The sequence below is a fragment of the Exiguobacterium aurantiacum genome (assembly GCF_024362205.1).
Lineage (GTDB): Bacteria > Bacillota > Bacilli > Exiguobacteriales > Exiguobacteriaceae > Exiguobacterium > Exiguobacterium aurantiacum_B.
In genome coordinates, this window is sequence record NZ_CP101462.1 from 632,537 (window position 1) to 649,079 (window position 16,543).

The window sequence follows — 16,543 nt, forward strand, 5'->3', positions numbered from 1 at the left end:
CCATTATTCGTTGATGATGAAAATCGGTTCGCCCGTTTGGACGTGTGATGCTTTGTTCGGTGAAATCACTTTCCGGTTCGTGACGATGACCGGTGTCGTGAGGGCCCGGCCAGAGCGTTTGATCGCGTCGAGGTCGAATTCGATTAACAGCTGTCCTTTCTCGACGAACTCGCCTTGCGTGACGTGTGCTTTAAAGTGTTTGCCTTCGAGTTGAACCGTGTCCATACCGATATGGATGAGCACCTCGGCACCCGTCTCGGTCGTGATGCCGATGGCGTGATGCGTCGGGAAAAGGGCGGACACCGTGCCCGAGACCGGGGCGACGAGCTTGCCTTCCGTCGGTTCGATGGCGACGCCTTGGCCGAGTGAACCGGATGAGAAGGCGACGTCCGAGATGTCTTTCAAGTTGACGACGTTCCCGGCGAGCGGGCTAAGGATCTGTTCTTGGCCGACTTTTGTGGCTGATACTTCCTCTGCGACCGGTGTGATGTCTGATTGTGGCGTCGTGGCGACCGCTTTGTTGACGCCACCGAACAAGTACGTCAAGACGAAACCGACGACGAAGGCGGCGGCCGTCCCGATAAGTGAACCGTAGAAGCCGGTTGTGATGCCTTCCGGTGAGATGTTCGACGGGTAACCGAAGACGCCGAGTCCACCGATGATATACACTTGTGTACCCATGATGCCCATGATCCCACCACCGACGGCACCACCGATACAGCTCATGATGAACGGTTTCTTGAGCGGGAGCGTGACCCCGTAAATGGCTGGCTCGGTGACCCCGAAAATCCCTGAGATGAAGGCCGGGATCGAGAGCGTTTTGATTTTTTGATTTTTGATGCGAAGGAAGACTGCGAGCACGGCACCGATTTGCGCGAATGAGGCCGCGAAGACGAGTGCGAGGACTGGGTCCGCCCCGAGTGACGTCAAGTTGTTGATGGCGACCGGGACGAGTCCCCAGTGCAAACCGAAGATGACGAATACTTGCCAGAGACCACCGAGGAAGATCCCGGCGATGAGCGGGCTCAAGTTGTAGACAGCGACCGTGGCGCTGCCGAGCAACATCCCGGCCCATGTCGCAATCGGTCCGATCAAGATGAACGTGAGCGGCACGATGATGAGCAACGTCAATAATGGGACGATGAACATTTTGATGACGTCCGGAATGACCGTCTTCAAGAACTTCTCAAGCTTCGCTGCGAAGAACGCCGCGATGATGATTGGGATGACCGATGTCGAGTACGTCATCAAGATGACCGGGACACCGAGGAACGTGATGTGGATCGGTGACTCGAACATCGTGCCAGCGAAGACGGTGTAGAGCGGGTCACCGGCCGTAAGTGTCGATAGCGTCGGATAGACGAGCGCCGCCCCGATGGCCATCCCGATGAACGGACTGCCGCCGAACTTCTTAATGGCCGTATAGCCGAGGAAGATCGGGAAGAAGTAGAACAACGAGTCGCCGATGGCGTTCAACAGCTGATACGTACCGGATGTGGCGTCGAGCCAACCGACGGCAACGAAGAGGGCGTTGAACCCTTTAATCATCCCGGTCGCGGCCAAGACGCCGAGGACAGGGGTGAAGATGCTAGAGATGATATCGATGAATCGGCTGAATAGGGATCCTTTCGGGCCGTCCTCTTCGTCAACAGGTGACTGGTTTTGGAAGCCGCCGACTTCGACGACCGCTTTATACACGTCCGGGACGTGGTTGCCGATGACGACCTGGTATTGGCCGCCACTCTTCATGACAGTGACGACACCGTCCATGTTTTTGATGGCTTCCGTGTTCGCCTTGCTTTCGTCTTTTAGTTTGAAACGCAAACGGGTGATACAGTGGACGACGCTGTTGACGTTCTCTTTGCCGCCGACTTGCTGGATAATGTCGCGTGCGAGCTGTTCATACTTCATGTCCGTTCCCTTCCTTTACGTTGGATTTGTAGGTTTGCGTCAAATAAAAAACCTGACTCGTGTCAGATGAGATACGCGAAATCACGTATGCCATCTGACTCGAGTCAGGTTATGCCCACTAAAGGTAACATTCCTGCGCAGGAGACCGTTCAGTTGTTATTTGATACTTGAAATGTAGCATGTGTCAAAACGAAATGTCAACGCTTACATTTACAAATATTCAGATTTCTATTATTGGACACAACTACAGAAGGGTGGACTAACTGTAGGAAATAAATAAACGAGTGAAGAACCTCACTCGTTTAGGCTTAGCTTGATTTTTTTCTACGACGCATCATGAGTAACAAACCGACAGTCAGAGCAATCAGGACAACAAACCCGACAAAGTACCAAATTGAATTCGTAGAACGGGTTTCGGCAACATCGGTATTGATTGCATCTGCCTGATCAGAAATCGTCGAACTGTTTGTAAAGATGGCCCCGTTTTGATTTTTAACAGCTACGCTGAACGTCTCATTCGGGAACGCCAAGGTTTGCATGAGAGACGCGTCAATCGAGTCCGTGGTTGCTATGACGACTAGCGCCCGATCGGTATTCCAAGGAGAGGGTTGAATCCACGCATACTCTGCTGATGTCTCAGGGGTAAAGCCGTACTGTGTTAAATCAATGCCTTTGTCGCCTGAGACAATCCAATCTTCTTGTTTCTCTTTCAAGATAGCTGCGTCTTCTGGATTCCCGACAAACATCACGGACCGGTCTTCAAGAATCGACTCATCCAGTTCCGCTGCCCGTACAACTTCGACCTGATGGGTGAGTGGGGTGACAGGCAAGCCGCTGATGACCGTTGCGACATTTTTCAACGTGGACAAACTGTCATCATCCGGCACGACGAGCACCACACCTTTTTCAGTAGCGAATAGACTCGCCATATTCAAAAAGACTTCGTTGTTTGTATTCCCGTTACTTGTTGGGAGCGTCACTTCACTATCCGATGACACATAAATCCAGCGATCGACATCATTGTCCGTACAAGGAGCTTCAGAGCGAAGGCCTCTTGCCTCAAAGGATACATCCAGGAAAGTGGCGCGTTCCAAAGTCGAAGCAGCGACACGAACCTTATGGTGATAAAAACCCATGTCGTCCGGATCGTTATCCAATGGAATTGAATGTGGGACATTGTTAATCCAAGCAATCAATTCAGCGGTTGATTGCTCTCCTTCCTTTACCGTAAGGCTCTCTGACAGTTTATACGATACATCGATTTCTACACTCGATGCCGTATCGATGACTGGGAGTGGATAAAAATAATTGGCACTCTTCGCTTGCGCGCCACTCATGATTAAATCTGATGCACCGAGTGTACGGAGCGACACGACATTTTCTGTTGCCTGTGAGGCAGGTATACTCGACAAAATCAGTTTTTCCCCATCGAATTGTTGGCGGTGCCTTTCTAAGAGGAGATGATCTAATTTTCCTTCAAATGACTCCGAGTTGTTCGTTAGGACGAACAGGGCGTCGACTGAATTCCCTTTGTCGACCAAGTTGACGCGTTGCAACAACATCTCGTCATCTTCTAGGGAGGTGTCAAGATCGTCAATGAGTGTGGCGACCGGACCGGTAAAGCCGTCCTTTTCCCCGACAAAAATATAGTTGCCCTTGAACGATTTTAGTTGCCGCTCATATCGAATCAATACGTTATCCGAGTCGGAGGCGTCATTTTTTAATTGACGATACAGCAATAGGGTAGCTTCGTATGAAGCTGCGTCAGGACGGTCTGGTAGCACGAGAGTCAATGTTTCGTTGAACGTTTGCGTAAAGGTACTTGAGTATTCGTTCAAGGATAAATTGGTTTTGTTGCCGATCGAGACAAAGCTGGAAGATCGAACCGTGAACCAACTTCCGGAAGTATTGCCGGTGTCACACATTCGCCCACGAAGAATCCCGGTAAACCGAACGGTGATCTCGTGAGTCCCTTTTGTCAAATGCTCATCACGGAGTGGAATCGTCACACGATCTTCAGCAGAATCTTTTGACAATGCGATTGAACGAATCGGTTCCCCATCGATTTCAATCGTGACTGCTGAGGGGGGGATGAGTAGTTCAGAGTGTGACCATTCCAAAGAGAGAAACTTGGACTTGCTTGCAGTCTCATCACGTAACACGGTGTACGTATACGTACGAGATGATGTTTCTCCCGGTAAGATGTCATCAGTTATCGTCAAGGCACGCTCACTGATGGAGTCGGCAGATTTGATTGGTAGCGGAGAAGTGATTTCGCCAGATGCATGAACCGGTAGTGCGAATGCTGTGAAGAACAGTATACCACTTAGTAAAATTGAGATTGAGAATTTCATGTCGTTTTCCTTTCAACCAAAACGGTCTGTTTTATACCATCTAACTTCTTGTTTGAATAACACACGTTTGATTTCTAAATAGAGTGAATAAATGACGAGTACAATCCATAACTGACTGTACGTGAAGTACATCAGGATCACGGTGAAAAAGTTTTGTGAGTTAAATTCGGAGCGCTCGATACTGAGTGTTACGAAAACTTCCGTCACGAATAGTAAGAAAGCAAGAATCCAAAGCACGAGTGTGATATTGCCGACTTCAAGACCGATGTCGACAAATAAATTGATGACAAATAGACTGTTTGACAAGATGACCCCGAAGAAAAATAAAAAATACGTAAAAAAGAAATAGAAAATATCGAATACGATTTTTTTACGTTTTAACGAGAACAGTTGGCGCATGAACTTCAGCACGACATATTGATTGCCGCGAGCCCATCGTGTTCGTTGCTTCCACCAAACACTTAGCGTTTGGGGCTCCTGTTCCCACGTCACTGCGGCCGGGAAAAAACGAATATGCCAGCCAAGTTCATATACGCGAATGGTCAACTCGGTATCTTCAGCAAGGGCTTTTTCATCCCAACCCCCAAGCTCCTCGATAATCGAACGTCGAATGGCAAAATTCGTACCCGGGATTGTGGCGATTTTGAACCATTTCCACCGACCCGCTTGGGCCATCCACTGAAAGCAAATCGTTTCGATATTGATTAGTCGAGTGAGCAGCGTTTCATACGCATTGATCACTCGAAACTTTCCGACAACAGCACCTGCTTTTGAATCATTCAGTAATCCCATCACCAAATGATAGACGCCATCTTTTTCTGGCGTATTGTCCGCGTCATATACGACGAGTACATCACCAGTCGATTGAGATAGACCAAAATTGAGAGCGGACGATTTTCCTTTTCCTGCGAAAGCAGGAGTTGTCTTCACCACATGGATGAACGGGAACTTATCCGCAAACGTTTGAGCAATTTCGCCTGTGCGATCGGAGGAATTGTCATTGATGAGTAGGATTTCGAGTTTGTCTTTCGGGTATTCGATGCGCGACATGGCACGAAGCGTCGCAGCGACAACGACTTCTTCATTATGGGCTGGAATCAGGACCGATACTTTCGGTAAATCAGTCATCTTTTTAGACCAATCTGCTATCGGTGCCTGATAGGTCATAAAGTGCCAAAAACCGCCTTGCATTAAAAACATATGATACAGCAGCATCGTCCAAATCATGATCAGCGAAAAGAGAAATAGACCATTTGCCATTGTTTATCCACGCTCCTTGAAAAGTCGTTTTTTACGTTGAGCGCGTAAAAAGAGGGTGTACGTCAAAAATGCGATGACGAAGAGCAAGGTGATGCCCGCTAGTGCAGTTAGTGCTTGCTCTAAAAATGATTGAGGCATCAACAGGCGTAATCGATTCAAAACGGTGCTACGGTTATCCTCAAGCACGAGCATGCCGTCTTCCGCCTGGATTGAAACCTCAGTGGTTCGGACCCGTGCGTCGCTCGTTCGTAAATCAAGCCATGTAAATCCAGGCACGGACTCCATTAACGCCACGACTTCCGGTAAATACTCTGTGCCGATATAAGGATGATAGAATGCACCAATCATCGACTCGCGGACGATGAGTGTCTCCTCGAGAGCCTGTCTCATTTCATCAACGGGTCGGGGAATGTCAGTACGGACGTAACCAATCGTTTCTGGATAGAGTGTCATACCATGAAGGAGAGACGGTTTTGACACGTAAGGTGTACTCCCCATGACTTCCCAATTGGAATTGCTCCATTGTACTTGACCGAACACATTCGTAAAATATTCGGACGTTAACGCATAACCTGAATGAGACATAGTGTAGTGTGGTGCTTCAAAACCTAGTGGATGAAGACCGATTGAGACGAGTTCATGAATTGAATTCGATAGCTTCGAGTGAATGTACGTCGCCTCTTTTTCCAATAGCGTATTCAAGTACAATGTATACGCAGATTCACTTGCAAACGACTCACGTCCTTTTAATTTTGGTGGCGTTTCATCTGGCTGAGATAGAACGGGTTGATTATTTTCTACGTCCCAAAACTCGAAGCCTTCCCCAGTTTCTGACGAGCGATATTGATGTGTATAGCCGTGTGCGACGACAGTGGCCCCACGCGCTTCAAGTTCGCGTAGCGTGTCGATTAGTTCGGGACGGTCCGTGAACCGGAGGGTGTCTCCATTCGCGGCATCGGTATAAACCGGTATGACGGCGAGTATAATCGGAATCCTTCGATCTAATAAATATGTGCCGACTTCTTTGACGAGCTTAGGATCTGAGCTTGGATTGATATCTTCAAGGCGTATGTAGCCAACATGGCCAGGAGCGGCTTCGACGTCGAAGAAATCGAATAGACTATCCGCAATAAAAAGAGAAGGTCGGTTTAATAGATTTTCAATTCCGGCGTAAAAATTGTCTTCTGTTTGGATGAGAACGGGTAGCACTTTATCGTTGCGCACAACACTCGCATGGGTGATCGATGGAGCGTCTGGTTTTACGGTCGTTACCACATCAGTGGAATCAAATGACAGGCTTTGGTCCGTTCGAGCGTGAAGAAATTTGGAGACTCTGGCGACTCGAGTCATCTCGAATCCTTTGAAAGAAGCCAGTTGATCCGAATTTTGACCGATTGCATATAGTGGAACCGACGGATGATTTAGCAACTCACGGGTTGACTTAGGTAATGTCGAAGTAGAGGCGCCGTAATAAAAAATGTGGCTAGCCTCTGACAGTGCATCGGCTTGTAAATTGGTGTCCCGAATCAACTTGATTTCATCAGAGAAGCGAGACACGAGCGCCTCTAACTTATAGACGTCGGGCGGAATCTCCACTTGTGAAGAACTGTAGACAATGACGACATGTGTAGGTTTTGCCGCATCAATTGGTGTCGGAAACAGAAGGAACAGCAATAGAATTGTAAGGCACTTATAACGCATAGCTCTTCAACTCGTTTCCAATCAAACTGAGAATCTCTGTTGGAGACTCAATGTCAGTTTCTTTTGTGACCGTATAGTGTGCAATATGGTTGGTAAACGTAACGATTTTTCCGGATTCGGTTTTATAGTCGCCCAGCATATCACGGAATCGATTTGTCAGAATAGACATATGTTCTTCAGAAGCATGAGGTAGAATCAAAGCAAACTCTTCTACCGAGAGACGAAATTTTTTATCGGTCGTACGTGTCGAGATATATAATTGCCTACTAAAATAGTTTAGGAAATTTTCATACTCTTGTTGTCCATATAACTTTTTAAACTCCGTTAAATAATCGATTTTGTATAAAAAGACCGTAAACGCTTCACCGTGCCGTCTCGTCCGATCGATCTCGAGCTGCAACTCGAGGACGAATCTGTCTTGATTGTCGAGCCCGGTTTCCGTGTCGATTGCAACGAGGCGACGTACTTGCTCGCTTAACGTTTGATTCAGATCACTGATTTCTTTGACCCGCTCATGAAGCGAGCCACTTAAGATTACGAGCGCTAGGAGACAGAAGCCATAATAAAGAAGGGTAGCTTCTGAAAACAATAACGACTGATCTTCAGGACGGAAAAAGAGATTCCAAAAATAAAGGCTCCCTAAGCAAAAGAGGATGACGAGTGAAGTGAACAATCCCGCCCGCAATCCTGTGAACAGGCTTAACACGATTGCGAATGCAATCAACATGATACTTTCAGTATGAACTTGTCCCATTTCCGGTATATATTGAACAAATAAAACAAGTGAAATCATAAACAAACATACATGTATGCTGACTAGGCTCGTCTTACGGAACGATGTATCCATCGAGAAGTCTCCCTTCGGCTAATAAAGGCAATAAATTATCAAATGAGTGAGTATGTTGCGTCAGTTCATCGATGTATCCCCCATAATAATTGGAAGATTTATCTTTGACGGCTAAGTCTCGTAGACGCTCCATCACGATCTCCGCAAAATCGTCTTCACCACGCTCAAGCAGATAAAAGACGGCTAGCGCATAAACAGCTTGTGATTCGTAGGTGACAGTTGGTGTTCTGTTGTTACGATCGTAGCGACCATAAATTGGCCCCATCTCAAATGCTTCTTTAAAGAAGGTATAGAAACGGTCTGTAGCGAGATTGAACTGTTCATATCTCAAGGCGACGTACAGTTGATCAATCATATTGATCTCGTCATCAAATGTGTAAGTATGATTTTGTATCGAATATGCTTTTGCAAAAAATGGCCCATCGGTGGGCGCTTCAACGAGCAGGTTCTTACTATTGGAATAAAGGTTGGACGAAGCAGGCATCAACTTGAGCGCGGCCTCATCTAAATAGCTGAGTGTAAGGATGTCACTGGATTCCTTTGTCTTCAAATCGACGTAATCAACAGGAAGTCCCTCTTTTGTGGCAATCGTTGTGAGCGATTTGGAAATATTGTTTGCGAGTTCGGCATAAGTCGGTTCATCGAATGTCGTGGCGGCTAAATAGAGAGCATGAACAATTCGGGCATCATCAATCCAAGCGTTCACAGGACTAGTAAGTATTGTTTTGTCCTTTTGCTCGAGGCGCCAGGCGACTAGATTCGATTCATCCAGAAAATAGTCGGTCAGGATAACGACTTGATCGGCAAATTCTCTTTCTCGATCACGTTCGACTAAAAAAAGTAGGTACAGGCCGATGGATTCGGACAAAAATTCGTTTTGACGGTCTGTGATGTTCGTGCGAAGTAGTCCGGTTTCGGTAAGGAGATGAGTTCGGATAAAGGTTTCGACCGGGAACTCGCTCTCATAGTCTTGAGGCGGTATTTTAGGTGGTTCCCCCGAACATCCTGAGAGCACGAGCAGACAGGAGAGGAAAAGTGGGAAGAAGTTACGCATTGAAGTCTCCTAGATAATTGTGATGTGGTTCGGGATCGTTCCATGATGTACATCGGATAGAATGGACGATGATTGAAGCGTAATAAAGAGATGGTCTATATCTTTTGACAAAATAGAATGAGGACAGCGAAAAACAAGCTATTTCGGATTTTCTCAATTTTGTATGAGGATGTCAATCATAAACCTGTAATATACAAAATAATTGAGAATTGGAACATATTCTTATTTTTAACCGTATACATGAATGAAAAATAGGAGGGGTTTTAATGAGACGTGAACAACATATCCGCCGCCTTGTTGACTATGCGAAACAAAGTCAACGCTGGGCCATCATTTTAGCAGTCGCATCGTTCATCATCACCGGGACACTCATCCGGACGGTCGAACAATCTGAATATCTCTTGCTTAGTTTGGGTTTTCTTGGCGTCATTCCGCTACTCGTTCGTGAGTGGCGGTTCGGCACAATCCGGGCCTCGTTCAACGATAATGCGACGTATCAACGGCTCGTCCGGTTGCCGTTTTGGATGACGTTATTTGGTTTAGCGATTCTTTACTCGATCTTGGGATGGTACGAGCTTGGTTCACCGGGACCGTCCGTTTTCCTCACACTCATTGTTCTCGTCGGCGGGATGTACCTGCTCCAGCGCGCTTTCGACCGAGTCATCTTGAAGCTCGAGCCAGACTATATCACCGACCGCGAACTGCATCGTGAGTTGAAATGAAAAACGAGGTCACCCGGCGCGGGATGACCTCGTTTTTGCTTACAGATAGCGTTCGTTCATGACCCGCCCCCGGACCGGTTTGGCTGGGGATCCGTAGGCGACGACGTGGTTCGGGATGTCTTTCACGACCGTGGACCCGGCCCCGATGACCGTGTCGTGGCCGATGTGAACGTTGTGGATGACCGTCACGCTCATGCCGATGAACGTACGGGCCCCTATACGGACGTTGCCGCCGAGATGGGCACCTGGTGCGATTGAAGCGAACGGTTCGAGCACACAGTCGTGATCGACCGACGCCATCGTGTTGATGATGCTGTGGGGGCTGATGACGGCGTTCGGGTTGATGACGCTTCCGGCCATGACGGCTGTGCCTTCACCGAGCGTCACGTTTTTACCGATGACGGCGCTCGGATGAATGGCGTTGATGAATTTGAAGTCTGGGTAATGGTACTTAATTTTTTCGGCAATACACTCACGATGGACGTTGTCTCCGACACCAATGATTCCTCTTTGAACCACTATCTTCGAATCAATGAATCCCAACACTGGGTATCCTGCGATGAACTTTCCTAAAAGAGATGGACTATCATCATAAATCCCTGCGATACGATAGACGCCCATCAATTCGAGAATATCAATCAACACTTGCGCGTGACCGCCTGCACCAAATATTACAATCCATTCCATGATTGGCCACCCCTTTTTTTGCCGAAACGTGTCGAATTTTATCTTGTACGTTAGTTATTTCCGATTCTCCGCATTTAAAACAAAATCAAAAAGAAGTTGCGAACATAGTTTGATATCAAAGCATATTCGAAGTGAAAACGAATGCCTTCATATAATGACGCACGTTCTAAAATTCGAAACAGCGTGATTTGGATTGCAAAAGGATTATCTACATTTCCGTTTTGTTGTTTATTAGACGGGCTATTTTCCTAAAGTAATCTATCTACGGAGGGAGTGCTCGCCATGCCTTTGAAACTGATGTATATCACGAACCAGCCGGAGATCGCGCTGCTCGCTGAACAGAACGGGGTCGACTGGGTGTTCGTCGATTTAGAGTTGAACGGGAAAGAGGAACGGCAAGGTCATCTCGATACGGTCATCTCACGCCACGCGATTCGTGATGTAAGCCGGTTGCGTGCGGTCTTGAAGCATGCCGAGCTGCTCGTGCGCGTCAATCCGATTTTTCAAGGCTCGCGCTATGAAATCAATGAAGTCGTCAATCGCGGCGCGGACGTCATCATGTTGCCGTACTATAAGACGGTCGACGAAGTCGCGATGTTCATCGAACTTGTCGATAAGAGGGCCAAGGTCTGTTTATTGTGCGAAACGAAAGAGGCCGTCGCCTGCATGCCGGACGTTCTCAAATTACCAGGCATCGATTATATCCATATTGGCTTGAACGACCTCCATTTGAGTTACGGTCAAAGTTTCCTATTCGAGCCGCTTGCCGATGGGACAGTCGAGGCAGTCACTCGTCAAATTCAAGCATCGGGAATCCCATACGGATTCGGCGGCGTCGCTCGCGTCGGGGAAGGAAAGCTTCCAGCCGAGAAGGTGCTTGGGGAACACGTGAGGCTCGGTTCGTCGCTCGCCATCCTATCGCGCAGTTTTTGTAATATTGGGGCAATTGGGAAATTTGATGCTAAACAGGCACAAATCTTCCAAGAAGGGGTATGGAAAATTAGAGCGTACGAGCAACAGCTCGAACACGCGACTCCGGAGTGGTTGGAATTGAACCGGTTGAACCTTGTCTCGACCGTGCTCGCCATCACGACGGAAATCCAGAACCGGAAAGGAATTTTGTCATGAATTTGCTGTCGACAGGAGTGCGGTTGGCTCCTGAACAACTCGCAAAACTCGAACAACTCGGCTATTCGGTGACGACGCTCCGCGAAGAGGCGGACGTGACGGACATCGACGTCTCCGAAGTCGAGGGCTTGATTTGTAATAATGTGTTTCAGTATTGTCACGTCGACGATTTTGAACGGCTACGGTTCGTCCAAGCCGTCAGCGCCGGACTCGATCGTCTCCCGCTCGACGAGCTCGAGGAGCGAGACATCCGCATTTATAATGCCGGTGACACGTACGCCGTGCCGATGGCCGAATGGGTCGTCTGGCAACTGCTCGACTTCATGAAGCACGGGGCGGCGTTCCGGGAGAAGCAGGCAAACCGGCATTGGGAGAAAGAGCGCCGATTGCGTGAATTGACCGGAAAGACCGTGGCCTTGCTCGGACTCGGTCATGTCGGAGAGGCGGTCGCGACACGGCTCCGGGCGTTTGATATGAAAATCATCGGTGTCGGGCATCGTGAGAAACAGGTGCCGTTCGTCGATCGTTACGTGCTGATGGATGAACTGCACGACGTCTTGGCGGAAAGCGATGTCGTCGTCGTCGCCTTGCCGCTCACCGATGACACGTATCATGTGATTGACGAAGGGGCGATTGCGTCGATGAAGGAAGACGCCGTCTTATTGAACGTCGCGCGCGGATCAATCATCGACGAGGAGGCGCTCATCGCCGCACTCGAGGAAGGTAAGTTTTTCGGGGTCGCCTTGGATGTTTTCGAGACGGAGCCACTACCATCCGATCACGCGCTCTATAACTTCGAATGGGTGTCGCTCACCCCACACAACTCGTACGTGTCGGACCGCGTGAATGAGCGACTGTTCAACAACATCTTTCACAACTTGCGACAAGAACAGTTACAGTAATTTGCAAAGCTGACCGAAGGGTCGGCTTTTTTCGTTTTTTATACTTCACAAAAAGATTATCCACGGCTCATTCCGTTTGTGAGTTACCTGAAAGAGCTTACGGGAACAACGATGATAGAATCACACCCGCTTTTCACTCACATCATGAAACGACAACCTAGAAGGAGTGACCCACATGCCAAGCCTTACCCCCCTCATCAGCCTGGTCGTACCCATCTACAATACAAGCGCCTTTTTGAGACAGTGTCTCGATAGCCTTGTCCACCAAACGTATCCTCATCTCGAAATCATATGTATCGATGACGGCAGTACGGACCACAGTCTCGACATTGCATTGAGCTACGATAAGGACCCGCGGGTTCGTGTCCTGAGTCAGACGAATCGAGGATGCTCGTCTTGCCGGAATCGAGGTCTTCAAATGGCATCGGGCGAGTATATCATGTTTATCGACAGCGACGATTGGCTCGATCTAGATGCGATTCGATTAATGGTCGAGCACGCGGAGGCTGAACGTGCCGATGCGGTCATGGGGACGTATGTGCGCGAATACGAAGGGCGTTCACTTCCTAAACGAATCTTTGAAGCGGACTTTTTGTCGTATGACGCAGAGGAAACGAGACGTTATGTCCATCGCCGTCTGTTCGGACTCGTCGGTGAGGAGCTCGCTCATCCAGAAACCGTGGATGCGCTCAATTCAAATTGCATCACGCTCTATCATCGTGACCTCATCAAACATTTGTCGTTTGGCGGCCCATACGGCACGTTCATCGATTTATATTTTCAAATCCAGGCGTTGGAGCATTGCCAGCGATTTATCTATATCGACTATCCAGTCTACCACTATCGAAAAACGAATGCGGATTCGGAAACCAGCTCCTACAATAAAGAGCTTATCAACTCACGGTTACAGTTTTTCCGTATTTTAATGCGTTATATCGAGACGCACCAGCTCGGAGAGGAGTACAATCGGGCGCTCTATAATCGAATCGCACTCAGTATGATTGGAATCGGGCTAAATGAACTGGCGGCACCAAAGTCGTTTATCGATCAAGCCGAATCCCTCAAGCAAGTGCTCCGAAACGAAGAGTACAAACGAGCCTATTCGCAGATGGACATGCAATATTTCGATATGAAGTGGCGGACGTTCTTTCAGCTTTGTAAACATGAAAAAACGGTCCCGCTCGTCTTGATGTTGCGTGGTGTCGACTACTTACGGAAACGCGTGTGAGGAGGAGAGAGTGATGAAACGAGTACTCATGGTCGCCTCGGTCGTCTCCATGATCGAAAGCTTTAACCGGGACAACATCCGAATGCTCCAAGAGATGAACTACGAAGTGCATGTCGCCACGAACTTCGAGTGGGGCAGCATGTATTCGCCTGAGAAGATAGCCCGCATCAAACAGGATTTAGAGGCGAACGGGGTCACTTTGTTCCAAATCGATTTCGAGCGCGACATCAAGAAGATGAACGGCCACGTCCGGGCCTATCAACAGTTGAAGGCCGTGATGACGGCGAACCGGTATCACTTCATCCACTGTCACTCGCCGATCGGCGGGGTCATCGGGCGGCTCGTCGCGCGTCAGACGCATACCCCGTGCATGTACACGGCCCATGGCTTTCACTTCTTCAAAGGCAGCCCATCCCTCAACTGGATGCTCTATTATCCGGTCGAACGAACGCTTGCCCGGATGACCGATACGATTGTCACCATCAACGAAGAGGACTTTTCACGGGCGCAAACGTTCAAAACGTCGCATACGTTCCGAATCCCCGGGATCGGGGTCGACACGAAGAAAATCGAGGCGGTCACGATCGACCGGCCCGCAAAACGTCGAACGCTCGGCATCGACACCGACACGGATTTCGTCTTGTTGTCGGTCGGCGAGTTGAATGAAAACAAGAACCACGAAACGATCATCCGGGCCATTGCCACGTTGAACGAGCCGACGCTCCATTATTTGATTGCCGGGACAGGGGAGAATAAGGATCATCTCGACCGGTTCGTCCGTGAACTTGGACTCGAACGACAAGTCCGATTGCTCGGTTTCCGAGATGACGTGATTGAAGTGATGAAGGCGTCGGACTGCTTTGTCTTCCCCTCGAAACGTGAAGGTCTTGGTATGGCCGCGCTTGAGGCGATGGCCGCCGGGCTTCCGCTTATCACATCGAACGTCCACGGCATCAATGACTATTCGATTGATGGGGTGACCGGCTACAAATGCTCCCCGGAAGATGTGGTAGGTTTCGCCAAGTCCATTCGCACGATGCAACTTGACTTTGATTTGTCGCATCAAATGGGCTTGCATAACAGCGAATCGGTCAAAGCGTTCGATGTGGAACGCTCGAAGAACGAGATGCGGCGTATCTACTCGCAATTTATCCAAGATAAGCCGACATGATAGTTCATGAAAAGATGGTAACCTTTTCTTTTCGATTTGCAGAGAACGGCGGGTAAGAAGGTAAGACAGAGATCGACCTCATCATCACGTCTGAGTTTTGTATAGGCAACTTCGTCTGAAGGAGGGTTTACGTGTGAAAAGTCAAACGATGTTATTATCAGAAATATTTAATGTATTTAAGAAAAACGTCCTGCTCCTCATGCTCATGATGCTCATCGGTGGTGGTGCCGCCTATTATTTAAGCCAATATGTGATCGCACCGACCTATGAGGCCTCGACACAAGTGTTGATCGTTCCGAAGGAAGAGGCGGGCACGAACGTCGTCGACAGCGCCCAAGTGTCATCATCCCTGTCATTGGTGAACACGTATCGGGTCATCATGCGCAGCCCTGCCATCTTGAATGAAGTGCAAGAGCGAGTGGCACAAGCACCGACGGATATCAGCGAGATCTTGCTCGTTGAAAGTGAGGAAGAGTCTCAAGTCATCAATATTGTCGTCCAGTACGCCGATCCAGTCGTGGCGACTGACATCGCGAACGTAATCACTCAGGTGTTCGCGAATGAAATTCCAGACTTGATGAACATCGACAATGTTCGCATCCTATCGGAAGCCGTCGTACCAGGCGAACCGATTGCACCAAGTGTCGTCATGAACACCGCGCTCGGCCTGGTCGCAGGTTTTATAGTTGGAGGGGTGCTCGCCCTCATCCGTCACACGTTTGACAAACGGATTCATGATGAGCGGGAGGCCGAACTGATTTTGTCCATGCCGGTCATCGGTTCAATCCCAATCATTGAAAAGCGTGATATGAACCCAAAGGTAGTAAAACCAAAAGCTGAGGCTGGCAAAGAGCCGAAAGGAGACGATCCGCATGTTCCACCTGTCAAAGAAACAAGACAAACATCGTGATTCCGGGCGCAGACTCATCACGTTAGCCAATCCTAAATCCCCGATTGCCGAACAATATCGAACGATTCGGACCAACCTACAGTTCACGGCGCTTGGGGCCACGTTACAAACGATTGTCGTCACCTCGGCTTCACCAGGCGAAGGGAAATCGACGACGGCTTCGAACTTGGCCATCGTCTATGCCCAGCTTGGAAAACGAGTGTTACTTATGGACTGTGATATGCGCAAGCCGACGGTCCATTTCACATTTCAGCTTTCGGGTCAAACGGGAATGTCCACTGTCCTCGCCAAACGGACAACGTTTGATCGTTCGGTTCAAATGACGAAAGTACCGAAGCTTCATTTGTTGGCAGCGGGTCCAATCCCACCTAACCCGTCGGAGTTGCTCGCATCGCCGATGATGAAGCAACTGTTGGATGAGGTGAAGGAAAAGTACGACTTGATCATCTTGGATGCGCCGCCGCTCATGCACGTGGCGGACAGCCGACTGCTTGCGAGTGAGACCGACGGGACAATCCTCGTCGTCGGTTGTGATAATTCAAACCGAGACCTCGTGTTAAAGGCGAAAGAACAGCTCGTCTTGTCTGGTGCCCACATGCTAGGGATTGTCATGAACAAGCGGGAACGAGGCGGCAAGGACGCCTACTACGCCTATACGTATGAGTAAG

14 protein-coding genes are annotated in these 16,543 nt (G+C 48.9%); 7 read left to right on the forward strand and 7 right to left on the reverse strand.

Annotated elements, in window-relative coordinates; genetic code table 11:
• Window positions 1–3 precede the first annotated feature (3 nt).
• From NMQ00_RS03375 to NMQ00_RS03400, 6 genes are all read right to left on the reverse strand, one after another.
• Window positions 4–1,911: a beta-glucoside-specific PTS transporter subunit IIABC gene (locus NMQ00_RS03375; protein WP_255177928.1), complete on the reverse strand. Its 1,908-nt coding sequence runs from the start codon at window positions 1,909–1,911 to the stop codon at window positions 4–6.
• 308 nt (window positions 1,912–2,219) lie between these two features.
• Window positions 2,220–4,265 carry a hypothetical protein gene (locus NMQ00_RS03380; RefSeq protein WP_255177929.1) on the reverse strand — a complete coding sequence of 682 codons (2,046 nt, stop codon included), beginning with the start codon at window positions 4,263–4,265 and terminating at the stop codon, window positions 2,220–2,222.
• Window positions 4,266–4,277: 12 nt separating this feature from the next.
• Complete coding sequence (locus tag NMQ00_RS03385; RefSeq protein WP_255177930.1) at window positions 4,278–5,525, reverse strand: glycosyltransferase family 2 protein; 1,248 nt, start codon at window positions 5,523–5,525, stop codon at window positions 4,278–4,280.
• A 3-nt stretch (window positions 5,526–5,528) separates the two neighbouring features.
• Window positions 5,529–7,226 carry a DUF2334 domain-containing protein gene (locus NMQ00_RS03390; RefSeq protein ID WP_255177931.1) on the reverse strand — a complete coding sequence of 566 codons (1,698 nt, stop codon included), beginning with the start codon at window positions 7,224–7,226 and terminating at the stop codon, window positions 5,529–5,531.
• Window positions 7,216–8,073, reverse strand: a complete 858-nt coding sequence (locus NMQ00_RS03395; RefSeq protein ID WP_255177932.1) for a diguanylate cyclase domain-containing protein — start codon at window positions 8,071–8,073, stop codon at window positions 7,216–7,218. Before NMQ00_RS03395 ends, NMQ00_RS03390 begins: the two co-directional genes overlap by 11 nt.
• The gene (locus NMQ00_RS03400) at window positions 8,054–9,127 is read right to left on the reverse strand and encodes a hypothetical protein (protein ID WP_255177933.1); all 1,074 of its coding nucleotides are present in this window, start codon (window positions 9,125–9,127) and stop codon (window positions 8,054–8,056) included. The genes NMQ00_RS03395 and NMQ00_RS03400 overlap by 20 nt, the downstream gene beginning before the upstream one ends.
• Window positions 9,128–9,393: 266 nt before the next feature.
• On the opposite strand from NMQ00_RS03400, the gene NMQ00_RS03405 reads away from it, so the two are divergent.
• Window positions 9,394–9,849, forward strand: coding sequence for a hypothetical protein (locus NMQ00_RS03405; protein ID WP_255177934.1), 456 nt, complete (start codon window positions 9,394–9,396; stop codon window positions 9,847–9,849).
• 39 nt (window positions 9,850–9,888) lie between these two features.
• Here the strand turns inward: NMQ00_RS03405 and NMQ00_RS03410 are convergent, their stop codons facing one another.
• Complete coding sequence (locus NMQ00_RS03410; protein ID WP_255177935.1) at window positions 9,889–10,536, reverse strand: acetyltransferase; 648 nt, start codon at window positions 10,534–10,536, stop codon at window positions 9,889–9,891.
• 282 nt (window positions 10,537–10,818) lie between these two features.
• Between NMQ00_RS03410 and NMQ00_RS03415 the strand changes: the two genes are divergently transcribed.
• The 6 genes from NMQ00_RS03415 to NMQ00_RS03440 all read left to right on the forward strand — a co-directional run bounded on the left by NMQ00_RS03415 (window position 10,819) and on the right by NMQ00_RS03440 (window position 16,542).
• Entirely contained in the window at window positions 10,819–11,664 is an 846-nt protein-coding gene (locus NMQ00_RS03415) for an aldolase/citrate lyase family protein (RefSeq protein ID WP_255177936.1), read from the forward strand.
• Window positions 11,661–12,566, forward strand: a complete 906-nt coding sequence (locus tag NMQ00_RS03420; protein WP_255177937.1) for an NAD(P)-dependent oxidoreductase — start codon at window positions 11,661–11,663, stop codon at window positions 12,564–12,566. Before NMQ00_RS03415 ends, NMQ00_RS03420 begins: the two co-directional genes overlap by 4 nt.
• A gap of 175 nt (window positions 12,567–12,741) precedes the next feature.
• Window positions 12,742–13,794, forward strand: a complete 1,053-nt coding sequence (locus NMQ00_RS03425; protein WP_214718250.1) for a glycosyltransferase family 2 protein — start codon at window positions 12,742–12,744, stop codon at window positions 13,792–13,794.
• 13 nt (window positions 13,795–13,807) lie between these two features.
• Window positions 13,808–14,965 carry a glycosyltransferase family 4 protein gene (locus tag NMQ00_RS03430; protein WP_255177938.1) on the forward strand — a complete coding sequence of 386 codons (1,158 nt, stop codon included), beginning with the start codon at window positions 13,808–13,810 and terminating at the stop codon, window positions 14,963–14,965.
• Between the two features lie 133 nt (window positions 14,966–15,098).
• Entirely contained in the window at window positions 15,099–15,875 is a 777-nt protein-coding gene (locus tag NMQ00_RS03435; RefSeq protein WP_214718245.1) for a YveK family protein, read from the forward strand.
• Window positions 15,838–16,542, forward strand: a complete 705-nt coding sequence (locus NMQ00_RS03440) for a CpsD/CapB family tyrosine-protein kinase (RefSeq protein WP_214718244.1) — start codon at window positions 15,838–15,840, stop codon at window positions 16,540–16,542. Before NMQ00_RS03435 ends, NMQ00_RS03440 begins: the two co-directional genes overlap by 38 nt.
• Window position 16,543 lies beyond the last annotated feature (1 nt).